Origin of the sequence: Sorangium sp. So ce204 (genome assembly GCF_051526795.1) — a bacterium.
Taxonomy (GTDB): Bacteria; Myxococcota_A; Polyangia; order Polyangiales; family Polyangiaceae; genus Sorangium; species Sorangium cellulosum_B.
Genome location: NZ_CP150317.1, coordinates 12,184,872 through 12,197,698, shown reverse-complemented (window position 1 = coordinate 12,197,698; position 12,827 = coordinate 12,184,872). Strand labels below are relative to the sequence as shown.

At 69.1% G+C, this 12,827-nt stretch carries 7 protein-coding genes; 2 read left to right on the top strand and 5 right to left on the bottom strand.

The window, feature by feature from the left end:
* Positions 1-36 precede the first annotated feature (36 nt).
* A complete protein-coding gene (locus WMF22_RS46170) occupies positions 37-411 on the top strand; it encodes a hypothetical protein (RefSeq protein ID WP_438033884.1) in 375 nt (124 codons plus the stop codon).
* 67 nt (positions 412-478) lie between these two features.
* Here the strand turns inward: WMF22_RS46170 and WMF22_RS46165 are convergent, their stop codons facing one another.
* The 3 genes from WMF22_RS46165 to WMF22_RS46155 form a co-directional block, all read right to left on the bottom strand.
* The gene (locus WMF22_RS46165) at positions 479-1,912 is read right to left on the bottom strand and encodes a hypothetical protein (protein WP_438033883.1); all 1,434 of its coding nucleotides are present in this window, start codon (positions 1,910-1,912) and stop codon (positions 479-481) included.
* A gap of 520 nt (positions 1,913-2,432) precedes the next feature.
* Positions 2,433-3,560, bottom strand: coding sequence for a protein-glutamine glutaminase family protein (locus WMF22_RS46160; RefSeq protein ID WP_438033882.1), 1,128 nt, complete (start codon positions 3,558-3,560; stop codon positions 2,433-2,435).
* 195 nt (positions 3,561-3,755) lie between these two features.
* Complete coding sequence (locus WMF22_RS46155; protein WP_437296190.1) at positions 3,756-4,850, bottom strand: LacI family DNA-binding transcriptional regulator; 1,095 nt, start codon at positions 4,848-4,850, stop codon at positions 3,756-3,758.
* Between the two features lie 338 nt (positions 4,851-5,188).
* Here WMF22_RS46155 and WMF22_RS46150 point away from each other — a divergent pair, with 338 nt between their 5' ends.
* A complete protein-coding gene (locus tag WMF22_RS46150) occupies positions 5,189-6,742 on the top strand; it encodes an L-fucose/L-arabinose isomerase family protein (RefSeq protein WP_437296189.1) in 1,554 nt (517 codons plus the stop codon).
* Positions 6,743-6,769: 27 nt separating this feature from the next.
* On the opposite strand, the gene WMF22_RS46145 is transcribed toward WMF22_RS46150, so the two are convergent.
* Entirely contained in the window at positions 6,770-12,175 is a 5,406-nt protein-coding gene (locus WMF22_RS46145; protein ID WP_438033881.1) for a pentapeptide repeat-containing protein, read from the bottom strand.
* A 14-nt stretch (positions 12,176-12,189) separates the two neighbouring features.
* Positions 12,190-12,675 carry an SLATT domain-containing protein gene (locus WMF22_RS46140; protein ID WP_437296187.1) on the bottom strand — a complete coding sequence of 162 codons (486 nt, stop codon included), beginning with the start codon at positions 12,673-12,675 and terminating at the stop codon, positions 12,190-12,192.
* Positions 12,676-12,827: the final 152 nt, after the last annotated feature.

The window sequence follows — 12,827 nt, the reverse complement described above, 5'->3', positions numbered from 1 at the left end:
AAGCCTCCTCGGCGAGACCGAAGCCAAGGAGGCGCGATGAGCTCGGACCCCGATCGAGACGACCCCAGGGAGGATCTCAAGCAGGGGCTGAGCCTGCTCTGGCGCGCGGCGCGCAAGACGGCCGTGGACCTGCGCAAGGACCTCGACAGCACGAACGTCGGCAAGGCGATCGACGACGCCGGGCGCGAGCTCGTCCGGGCCGCGACGAACGTGGTCGGCCGGATCGGCGCCGAGCTGAGCAAGGGCCCGGCGCAGGCGCCCCCGCGGGACGAGCGCTCCGAGCACCGCGGGGAGGCCGAGGGCCGCGGGGAGGCCGAGGGGCCCGAGGCGCGGCCCGCCGGGCCCACGCCGGAAGACCCGGGGTTCCGCATCGCGGTCGACCCGGAGGACAAGGACACGAAGCCCCGCTAGCTGCGTGGCTGCGGCCAGTGAGGAGCCGATGGACGAGCGCCGCAGGCGAGCCTGCTACGATGTCTCGTCAGGGGGACATGTGGGCGAGGAACACGTCCAGCTCGCCGGTACCGTCGCTCTGGTATGACAACGGGCCTCCGCCAAAATCCACGGAGCTGACGTTCCCCCCGTGCTGCCCGAGGAGGATCGTGTTGTCCGAGCTGTCCACTGCGACGGCGACAGCGACCTGAGCTGAGCCACCGGTATAAAGCACGCTGTCGACATACGTTCCGGTCGTATCCCACTGCGCGACAAAGACGTCAGCCCACGATCCAGGGGTCAACGCCCCCCCGCCAAAATTGACGCTGCTCCAGACGTTTCCGGTGAGTATCACGTCGTCGGAGCTGTTCGTCGCAAGGCCGTGATTCCACGTGTGCGCGTCGATGAAGCCCTTGGTCCAGACGTCCGTTCCGCTGCTGTCGAACTGCGTGACGAAGGTAGAGACGGTCCCCCCGCTCGTCAGCGTGGGCGTGTTGCTGCCAAAGTCGATGGTTCCATCATACTGGCCGGCCACGATGGGGTTCCCCGACGAGTCGACGACGACGTGCAGACCGGATGAGTCGCCGTTGCCGAAGGATTGGCTCCAGAGCTCCGTGCCGCTGCTATCGAATTTCGCGACAAATGCGTCCCAGCCCGTGCCCCCGGTGTTGCTGGTCAGCGTGCCGCCGCCAAAGTCCGCCGTCGTGATGAACGAGCCCGTGACCGCGAAGCTGTCGTCGTTGAGATCGACGGCGACGCCCGAGCTGGAGATGTATGAGCTGGCGCCTGAGTGCTCGAAGAACCTGGCAAAGACAGGGGTCCCCGAGCTGTCGAACTTCGCCAGGACCGAGCCGCCCCATGACAGGGAATTGGAGTTGCTGCCGATCGTGAGGTTGCCGTCGTATTGACCGACGACGATGACATTGTCCGAGGAGTCGATCGCGATCTCATTGCCGACCGCGACAGGCCCGCTGCCGTAGCTGTAGCTCCAGATGTGGGTGCCAGACGAGCTGTATTTCGCGACGTACAGGCTGCTGCCCGGGGCAGCGCTGTTGGTCACCGTTCCGCCGCCGAAGTCGCCGTCGTCCCCCATCACTCCCGTGATGACCACGTTGCCCGAGCTGTCCGTGGCGACGCCGCGGACATCCGCAAAATCGAAGCTCTTGCTCCAGAGGTGGCTGCCCGCGCTGCTGAACGCTGCCACATAGCCAGCAGAGAAGCCCGCGCTGAAGAACGTGGTACCGCCGAAGTCCGCCGAGCCGCCGTACCACCCGACCATGATGGAGTTGCCCGATCCGTCGACCGCGACCCGCTGAGGAATGATCCAGCTGTAAGGCTCGCGGAACGAGAGGCTCCAGTCGTGGGTCAGGGCCTGATTGGACGACGCGACAGCCTCCGAGCCGTCGTCGCCCGCGCCGGAAGGCGCATGACAAGCGGTGATCACGACAAGCAAAGACAGACCGATAGCCCCGATGGGCAGCATGATCCCACGCATAAGGATGACCTCCTCCTGTTCCGGCGTGCTCGAACGCTGCCGCGGTCGTCCGTTCAAACCCGCGGGAGCTGGCCGCACGCCAATTTGTTAACTAGAACAGTACCGTAGATCACCTTTGTCCATGAAGTCAAGGCGGACGCATCGTTCCGGATGGAATTTTCGGTCACACCCCTGGCCAGCAGCGGCGTCCAGGTGGGCAGGCGGCACCGAAGCGGAGGGGCCAGCGCCCAGCGCCGGCGGTTTCACGCGCTGCCGTGGACGTTCCCGGCCCTGGAGCGGTGCGCGGATGAAGGGCGATGGCCTCCGCTTCGAGCGCTCGCTCTCCGCCGCGCCATGGTGGTGCTCGCCTTCTTCCCTGGGGTGATCGCCCTCGCCGCGGCGATGTACGCGATGTACGCGCCGATCTTCGAGCTCGCCGGGAACATCAAGCCAGAACAGGCTCGAGGGCCGCGCCGGTGCTCGGTCATGTGCGGAAGAGCTCTTCACTCTCGAGTGGAGCGACGCCGAGTCACTGAATATGAAGGACCATCGGCTGACTCGCGAGCTCTCCGTTCGACACCGTCACCTGATAGTCGCCGGGCGGATACTCCTGGGTGATCAGGATCCTGCGGATGTTGCAGGCGTCGATGGGCGCGAGCTCGTCGATGCCGTTTCCGGTGATGCGCACGGTCGTCCAGCCTTCGACGAAATTGTCCCCGATGATGTAGATGGGATACCAGACGGGGCTGTCGAACTGGTCCGACGCAAAGCGCCGGACGGTCGGCGGGAGGCCCGGATCGGGCGTGGGCTCCGGCTCGGCGCAGGGGCCCCACGGCGGACAGGCGCCGAGGACCCGGTACGGATCGCGCCCGAGGATCTCCTGAACTCGCCATTCGGTCAGGAGCCGCGTGTGCATGCTGCCATAGGGGTTCAGGTTGGGCGGCGGCGGCTCCACGGGCGCAGCGTCGAAGCACCCCTCCCCCAGGGCGTGGTCGCGGCACAACGCGACGTCGATGTCGTCGGCGACGCTGAATTGAGAGAGCCACTCCGCGATCGGGAGGGGCCGCGACGGATCGATGGCGGCGTCCAGGATCATGAGCTGCCCACCGACCCGGACCACGGGCGCGACGTGGCCGGACCACGTCACGCTTCCGGACGGCTCGTTGGCTGTCTGGAAGACCAGCCGCTTGCGCGGCTTTGCCTTGACCCTGGCGAAGTAGGGCGTCGGATAGTCCCATTGGTGGAAGAAGTGGACCGCCGCCTCGGCCCGCTCCTCGCAGCCGTTGTCGGCCGCGAGCCAGGGGATCCGCCGCAGAAACCCGGGTTGCTCCGGCACGGTGAGCAGCCGGCTGTCGCGGATCGCGGCGAACCCGGAGCTCAGCTGCTCCTCGGTCCACGTGGGAACGCAATCGGCCGCCAGGCTCCCCGGCGGGCCCTTGAGCTCATCGAACGAGCGCGGACCGTCGGGCAGCTGGCAGGCCGCGCTCGCGCCGCCTCCGGGGGCTCCTTCGTCACCGGGCGAGCCCGCGCCGGACGGCAGGGCGTCGGCGGCGTCCTCCAGCAGCGCTCCCGTGTCGGAGCGATCGATGTCAGGAGCCCGATCGGAAGAAGCGCCCTCGTCGCCTCCACAGGCCGAGACCGCCAGGGCCGCCGACACGACACACAACACTCTTGCAAGAGCAACATAGGACTGTCGCATGAATCTGATCTCCCTGCGCAGTTCGCCCCAGGTCGGGCACATGCCGTCCGAGGGACTGCAATCCGTGTCACGCCCTCCGCGAATCTCCGCGGATGCCTACGGTTCGCCCCCACGGAACCTTCCCGCCAGAAAACCGATCGATGTGGTGGGTGGTCACGAGCGGTCGGCTCTCCGTGTCCGCGCGCGAGCTCGCCGCTCGCCGCGCGGCACCTCCGATGTTCGCGCGGTGAGGCGAGGGGGGAGCAGGACCTCTCGCGTGACCTTGGCGCCGGCCAGCATTTCGAGGAGCAGCCGGACCGCTTCGCGCCCTATCGCGCCGACGTCCTGATCGACGGTCGCGACGGGATAGCGCAGGAGATCGGCCATCAGGATGTCGTCGAATCCGACGACCTCGATCTCGTCGGGCACGGAGAGGCCGGCGGCGCGGATGGCCCGCAGGGTCCCGACAGTGCTCCAGAAATTCGCCGCGTAGACGGCCAGAGGTCCACGCAGCCGCTGGAGAAGCTCGACCATGCGCGTCTCGGCCGCTTCCGGGGTGGCCTCCTTCAACTCCTCGATGGCCGCCGCCGTGACGCCGCTCCGCGTCAACTCCGCCTGGAACCCGTCGAGACGAACTCGGTAGGTCGGGATGTCGAGCGGGCCGCCGATGTAGACGAGCGACCGATCCTTGTGCCTCAGCAGGTGGCGGAGCGCCAGCACGGAGCCGGCGGCGTGATCGGTGCGCACGCACGCCACGTCGAGGTCCGGGACCGCCCGGTCGATCTGCACGAAGGGAAGTCCCTGCTTGTGCGCCTCGATGAGATCACAATCCCCTCCTGAAACCGGGGACACGATGAGCCCATCCACCCGGGACTCGTGCACGAGCTGCAGCGCGCGACGCTGGCGCCCCGCGTTGCCGGCCAGGTGGCTCACCACGAGCGTGTAGCCATGGAGCTCGGCCTCGCGCTCGGCGCCGACGGCTATCCCGGCCCAGAACGGGTTCGCCAGGTCCTCGACGGCGAGCGAGATCGCGTACGATTTTTGCTCCCGGAACGCCTGGGCCATGGCGTTGGTCCGGTACCCCAGCTTCTGGGCCAGCGCCCAGACCCGCTCCACCGTGGCGGCGCTGATGCGGAACTTCGCGTGCTTGCCCGTCAGGACGTGAGACACCGTCGTCTGGGACAACCCCAGCTGTTCGGCGATGTCCTTCATACGGACCGGACGCAGGCCGGGCACGTGCGGCGGGTCGGGGTCGGGGGGATCGTTCAAACGCGCGCTCTGTTTAGCTAATTCGGATTAGCTGTTGACGCTAGCACGGACATGCATAGTATTGAAGCCGAATAAGCGGTCGGTGGTCGCGGTCCCTCGCGCGCGAGGGGGCCATGGCAGCGATCTACGGATCCACCCGATCGAACAATCGTTCAGCGAGCGGCGTCAACGCGCTGGCGGGGGTCTCGTTCGAGCTCCGCCCGGGTGAGGTGTACGCCCTGGCAAGGAGGCGCTCACAGCGTACGTGGGCGCCGATGCGACGACGACCTTGACGTTCACCGACGGGCTGGAGCGGCAAGGCCATTCTGGCTCAAGCCCGCCTGCTCCAGGAGACAGCAATGGCACAGAGTGAACCGGTGATCTTGGGCTTCATGGGCAACCGGGGCTTCTTTCCGACGGAGTTCGCGGAGGAGGGAGCGAAAGCCACCCGATCGGCCGTGGGCCATGTGCTCGGACAGCGCGTGCGCTACGTCGATCTCGGCAACGTCGAGACCTACGCCGACGCGCGCGCGGCCGCGGGCGTCGCCCAGCAGTACCGCCGCGCTCCCGACGGCGGCGGGGCCATCGGCGTCATCTGCTCGATGTACAACTTCTCCGACGAGAACGGGATCCGGGACTTCCTGCGGCTGGCCGACCTCGACGTGCCGGTGCTGCTGCACACCGAGCCTGACGTGCGCGGCCTGGGACGCATGGGACAGAAGGGCCGGCGGGACGGGGCGTGCGGGCGCTTTTCGGCCGCCAACGCGCTCCGCCACATCGGGTACCCGTACACCCTCACGTCCAGGCATTGCGAAGCCGTGAGCTCGGCCGCCTTCGCGGACGATCTCCACGCCTTCTACGCGAGCTGCGTCCTGGCATCGAAGTTCCGTCGCCGGGGCCGCGGCGTGCGCCTCGGGCTGGTGGGCTCGGGGCCCGACGCGTTCCAGACGGTCACCAACGTCTCCACCGAGCTCCTGGGGCACATGGGCCTGAGCACGGTCGGCCTGGAGCTCATCGCGCTCGATCGACAGATGCGCAAGGTCTCGCCGCGCGAGCTGTCCGCTCAGCTGGAGGCCGTCTCCGGCTACATCGCGGCGGCTGACGTTCCGCGCGCCTCGCTGGAGGCGATCGCCCGGATGGGCGTCGTCTTCGATCGCTTCGTGAAAGAGAACGACCTCGATGGCATCGCGGTGCGCTGCTGGACGGAGATGCAGAAGTACCAGATCGGCGGAGAGGTGGGCGTGATGCCCTGCACCTGCATGAGCATGCTCTCGGACAAGCTCATCCCCGCCGCCTGCGAGACCGACATCGCGGGCTGGATGGGGATGTACATGCTGCAGTGTGCTTCCGGGCTCGTGCCGCTGCTGGGCGACTGGAACAACATGTACGATGACGAGCGCGAGGAGGTGGATCTCTTCCACTGCGGCGTCTGGGCCAAGAGCGTGATGCGCCCCGGCGCCCGCATCACCCGCCAGGAGATCCTGGCCACCCAGGCCGACATCGGCGCGGAGAACACCTGGGGCGCCGTCGACGGCGAGCTCAAGGCGGGCACCTGCGCCTTTCTGAGGCCCTGCACCAACGCGCGCGAAGGCAGCGTGTTCCTTTACGGCGGGGTGGGCCGGGTGAGCGAAGAAGGCGTCGACACGTTCGGCACGCGCGGCCGCATCCAGATCCCGCGCATCCAGGAGCTCTTCCGCTATTTGACGCAGCCCGAGCGAGCGGTGGAGCACCACACCGCCCTCGTGGTCGGGACGCAGAAGAACATCGAGCTGACGATGAAGGCGATCCGAGATGCGGTGCCCTACATCAACGCCCAGGCGGGCCTCGGCCGCGGCGGACAAGCGCTCGTCGATTTCTACGAGCACAGCCAGGTCGGCGAGCTCCGAGGCGACGGTCGGCTCGCTACGACGTAGCTTGACGTGGGCTCGGGCGCGGTCCGCCTATACGGTGCCGCTCCCGGGCGGCGTTCCGGCGGGCCGGAGCGCGATGAGGGGCGCGTCGTCGGGGAGGCGGAGGGGGTTCGGCAGGTAGGGATCGAGCTCGCCGGGCTCGAAGCGGCAGAGGCCGATCACGTGCCAGAAGGAACCTGCGATGTCGCCGCCGAACCTGTAACGACCGTCGGGGGTGAAGGCGGCCCATCCCTCGGCGCAGGGCAGGAGGATCGCGAGACATCGGCCGGTGGCGACCCGCCAGAGGCGGAGGGTGCCGTCGGTCGAGGCAGAAGCGAGGAGCGCGCCGTCAGGGCTGAAGGTGACGCTCGCCACGGCGGCAGTGTGGCCCCTGAGAGCGCCGAGGAATCGACCGCTTCCGGCCTCCCACAACCTCACGATCGTATCGTACGAACCCGAGGCCAGCGTTCGGCCGTCAGGGCTGAACGCCACGCTCGTCGCCCCCTTGCCGTGGTCCTCGAAGACACGGAGGGCTCGCCCGCTCTCGACCTCCCACAACCTCACGGTCGTGTCATTCGACCCCGAGGCCAGCGTCCGGCCATCGGGGCTGAACGCCACGCTCGTCACCACCTTGCCATGACCCCCGAAGGAGCGGAGGACTCGGCCGCTCTCGACCTCCCACAATTTCGTTGTCGTGTCATTCGACCCCGAGGCCAGCGTCCGGCCGTCAGGGCTGAACACCACGCTCGTCGCCGCCTTGCCATGGCCCTCGAAGACGCGGAGGGCTCGCCCGCTCTCGACCTCCCACAACCTCACGGTCGTGTCATGCGACCCCGAGGCCAGCATCCGGCCATCAGGGCTGAATACAACGCTCGTCACCGCCTTGCCATGACCGCCCAGGGTGCTCAGGGCTCGCCCGCCCTCGACCTCCCACAACCTCACGTTCGTGTCATGCGACCCCGAGGCCAGCGTCCGGCCGTCAGGGCTGAACGCCACGCTCACCACGTGATGGCTGTGGCTCTCGAAGACGCGGAGGACTCGACCGCTCTCGACCTCCCACAACCTCACGTTCGTGTCATGCGACCCCGAGGCCAGCGTCCGGCCGCCGGGGCTGAACGCGACGCTCGTCACCACCTTGTGATGTCCCCCCAGGGTGCGAAGGACTCGACCGCTGTCGACCTCCCACAACCTCACGGTCGTATCATTCGGCTCCAGGGCCAGCGTCCGGCCATCAGGGCTGAACGCCACGCTCATCACGTCATGGCTGTGGCTCTCGAAGACGCGGAGGACCTGCCCGCTGTCGACCTCCCACAACCTCACGGATGTATCATTCGACCCCGAGGCCAGCGTCCGGCCGTCAGGACTGAAGACAACGCTGTTCACCCGGGCGCCATGGCCCTCGAGGACGCGGAGGGCTCGCCCGCTCTCGACCTCCCACAACCTCACGGTCATGTCACGCGACCCCGAAGCAAGCGTCCGGCCATCAGGCCTGAACGCCACGCTCGTCACCATCAGGCCGTGGCCCTCGAAGACACGGAGGGATCGGCCGCTCTCGACCTCCCACAACCTCACGGTCATGTCATCCGACGCCGAAGCGAGCGTCCGGCCATCAGGGCTGAACACGACGCTGTTCACCCAGTTGCCATGACCCTCGAAGACGCGCAGGACGTGCCCGCTCTCGACCTTCCACAGGCGCATTGCACGCCCCGCCCCCGAGGCCAGCGTCCGGCCGTCAGCGCTGAACACGACGCTCCTCACCCCGACGCCATGGCCCTCGAAGACGCGGAGGGCTCGCCCGCTCTCGACCTTCCACAACATCACGCTCGAGTCATCCGACCCCGAGGCCAGCGTCCGGCCATCGGGGCTGAACGCCACGCTGTTCACCGGACCGAGGTGTCCGGCTATCCCCCGGATGGCTCGCCCGGAGACCACATCCCAGAGCCGGACCGAGCCGTCGCCATGGCCCGTCGCGAGGAGATCTCCCGAGGGATTCCAGGCCACCGCATTGCACGATGACACCGGTATCCACATCAGGTCAGCCCCGGAAGGCCGAGGTGGCGCCGCCCCTTCCGCCACGAGCGACGCGACGGCCACCCCCCGGGCGCCGACCAGCTTGGCGCCGCGCAGCGTCGCCCCGGCGAGATCGGCGCCGGTCAAATCCGCGTCCACGAGGCGAGCGAACGACAGGTCCGCGCCCCGGAGATCGGCGCCCATCAGCGAAGCGTTGCGCAGATCCGCCCGTCCAAGCCGCGCCGAGAGGAGCGAGGCGCCGGCCAGCCTGGCCTCGACCAGCGCCGCGTTCGCGAGGTTGGCCCTCGCCAGATTGGCGCTCCGGAGATCCGCGCGGTTGAGGTTCTGCCCGCTCAGGTCCTGGCCGGCCAGGTTCACGCCCTCGACCACCTCGATCTCGTCCTCCCCGACGACCGCCGCCCCCTGCTCGCTCTTCTCCAGCAAGCGCACGATCCGCAGCCCGTTGTCCTTCGCATGCCTCTTGGCCGCCCCGTGCAGCACCCGCGCCGCCCACGCCGCCGCCTGCTCGCGCCCCGCGAGCGACACGAAGAAGTCCACCATCAGCTCGCTCATCTCGTCGGCCGCGAGCGCCGCGCTGTCCCCTGTGTCCTGCACCTCCCGCGCCGCCGCCTCGGCCACGAGCCACTCCAGGACCGAGCGGTGGACGAACGAGAAGGCGCCCTCCGCGTCCCGCACGAGCAGCGATCCCGAGCCGATCAGGAACTCGACCATCGCCCGCTCCAGCGGCGGCCCGTCCTTCGGCTGTACGCCCTTCACGAGGCTCTCCGGCAGCTCGGCGATCCCGACCGCGCGCGCCCGCCGGTCCCACAGCAGCCGCGCGAGCTCGGTCATCGCGCCCCGGAGCGCCTCGCGCGAGATGCCGCGCGGCGCTCCCCGCGGGTTGGCGCGCCGGTGCTCGTGGTCGAGCCACTGCTCCACGAGCAGCTCGTACAGCTTGGCCGCGGTGATCTCGCCCGTCCCCTCCTTGGCTTCGAGGAGCTTTCTCTCCTCGATCTTCGCGATGAACCCGAGCATGCGCGGGTTCTCCGAGAGCCCGAGCAGATCGCTGACCTCGTGGAGCAGCCTGTACCGGGCCTCGGCCTCCGCGGGCTCGGGGATCAGGTTGCCGAGGAACCGCCGGATCTGCGGCTGCCCGAACCCCTCCAGCTGCACGAGCCGGTAGCCCTGCACCTGCTCCGCCCGCCGGGCGAGCTCCTGCTCGATCTGCCGGTCATCGAGGAAGTGCTGCGTCCGGCTGGTCACCACGACCTTCGCGATCCCCTCGGCCGCCTGCATCACGGTCTCGAAGTGCTCGAGCACCCGGTCGTACGTCAGCCGCAGGGCGAGCTCGTCGAAGCCGTCGAAGAGCAGCGCGATCCGCCCCTCGGCCAGCATGTAGCCGAAGGCGCGCGGGTCGATCGGCTCGTCCGCGAGCGCGAAGTGCTGCGCGACGAGCACGCTCAGCGAGCGCTGCTTCTCGAGCCGGCTCATCTCGATGAGCACCGGCACGAGCGGGTGCTTCTCTCTCGCCATCCGCCGCGCGAGCTCATGCAAGAGGAACGTCTTGCCCGCGCCGAAGTCGCCGAGCACCAGCACGAAGCGCCGGCGGGGCGCGTCGAGCAGCTCCCACAGCGATGCGAGCGCGCTCTCGGTCGCGCTCTTTTCTCGGTCGCCGAGGCTCACCACCGCCGGCTGCTCCACGTAGAGCCACGGCGGGTAGATCGGGTCCGCCTCGAGCCGGTCCGTCTGTCGTTCGAGGTACCGGCCGAAATCGATGAGCCCCTGGTATTCGGAGAAGCTCTTCAGCACGACGCCGCGACGCCACGCGCGCTGGACGAGCTCCGGCGGCGCCTTCGGGCCCGTGTGGATCAGCGTCGATCGCAGCAGCGGATCCTGCTCCCGGAACGGGCGCTCCACCTCGGTCACGTAGCGCGCGACGAGCTCCTCCGTGATCGACTGGTCGAGCGCGCCGATCACCCGCAGGTCGACGAGCGCTCCGTCCCGCGCCGCCACCTCGAGCACGCCCGCGAACGGCGGCGGCGTCCGGTGCCTCGTGACGGTCGCGCCGGGCGCGCGCAGGAGCGCCACGCGCTCGATCCGCTGGAGGAAGCCGTCGTGCCGCTCCTCGAACGCGCGCTCGCCGCGCTCGCCGTCTCCCCAGGTGCAATCCACCTCTCCAGCCGGCCCGTGCCGCCCCGGCAGCTCGCGCTCCGGCCGCGGCGCCGGCTCGAGGTGCTTCTGCAGGAACGCGACAAGCACCGCCGCCGAGGCGCGGCACGCGAACGCGCGGAAGCCGTCGTCCTTGGCGAGGTCGGCGTGATCGCTCACCGCCTTCACGAAGATCGACCGCTTCTGGCAGCGGCCCGCGAGGTCGCCGATCGCCGCGCCCTCCATCTCCAGGCCCAGCGTGCCCCGCACAACGCGCTGGAGGTCGCCCCAGACGCCCGGGTCCTGCGCCACCGCCGTGAGCGTGGCGACGGCGCCGACGTGCACGCAGAGCGGCGGATCGGCCGGCGGACCGTCCGGGTGGAGCAGCCGCTCCTCCAGCGCCTTCTCCCGCCCCGCCTCGGTGAGGCGCAGCGCGCCGCCCTTCATCGCGGCGAGCCCGTCCTTCACGGCCTCCTTGAGCCGCGCCGTCCACCCCGGACAGGCGCGCCTCCGGTCGGGGTGCGAGACCGGCGAGGGCCCGCCCTCCGCCTCGTGCGCGTGGAGCGCGTCGAGCAGCCACCGCTGCTGGGCTTCCCGGGAGGGCGGGCGCTCGCGGGAGAGCGCCGCGAGGTCGAGCTCGCGCGCGAGGAAGGCGGCGTCCATCTTCCACGTGGCCGCGAGATCGAACGTGCGCAGGTCGTGGAGGAGCTCCGCCTCCTTGCCCGGCGGCGCGACGCGCTTGCCCTCGTCGAAGCTGTAGAGCCGGTCGGCCACGATCACGTCGCCGAGCGCCACCTTGCGGGGGTCGCCCGCGCAGATGCCGCACATCGCGAGGCACGCAGGATCGAGCTCGGAGACGAGCTGATGCCCCCGGATCGCCGCCGTGCGCTGGCCCGCCTCGCCGATCCACGCCGCGGCCACCGCGAGCGACCCGCCGTGGGCGCTCGGAAAGGCGCGCCGGTAGTAGCGGAAGCCGCCGAGGTCCCGCAGCTCGCGCCACCCCGCGGCGCCGCCATCGCCCTGCGCGAGCACCCCCTCGAGCTCGTCCTGGAGCGCCACGACCACGAGCACGTCGATCGGCCCGACGTCGACCTCCGCGCTTGCGTCCGCGCCTCCCCGGCCCTCGTCCCGCGCCTCCGTGTCGTGCTGCGCCTTCGCCACGCAATGCATCGTGCAGCCGGAGCGAGAGGCACCGCAATAGACACGGCGCGCGGAGGAGAACCAGCGCAGGAGCTCCTCGGCGCAGGCCCCGGCTCCGGCTCGAAGCCGGAGCTCGTCGGGCTCGACGAGGTCGCGCAACCGCGACGATCTATCTACACGTTACCATCCTCGGAGTCCGGAGCTCTTCGAAGCCTCGACTCCGTGAGCGCACCGATGTTCTCCGGGCTTGGCACCAAGGGGACCCATTGCTCATGGGAGAACATCACGATCTCGGCGACCCGCTTGGCGAGCAGGCGATCGCGGTCGGCCGCCCTTTCGAAGCCTGCGAATCCGAACGAATGCGCCGCCTGCAGATCCTCGATACGCCGCTGACACGTGCGGTACAGCGCCCAGAGCTGCTGAGGCTTCCTCAGCTGGAGCCATGTCGTCATTCCCGCTGCCAGCAGCGAGAGCAGCGACGGCGTCAGTTTGCTCAGCCAGAACCCCTCTCCGAGCATGACAAATATCGGCGCCACCAGCGTGCATGCAACGACGGCGGTGAAGCAGATCAACGCCTCGGCCTTGTTGTGATCCGCCTTTTTCTCGAAGTGTAGACGCCATTTCCCTGCATAGCGTACCGCGTCAAGCTCGTCGGACATGGTGATTCGAATCTTTGCTGTCGCTGGTGGAGAGCGCTTCCAGCTCGCCGCGAAGTATTGCACCCGAGGGGTGCGGTCGAGGCTACGTGCTCCTCCGACGGTGGATCAAGTCGGCCGGGGTGTCCTCGGACCGAGAGCGTGCGATGACGGCT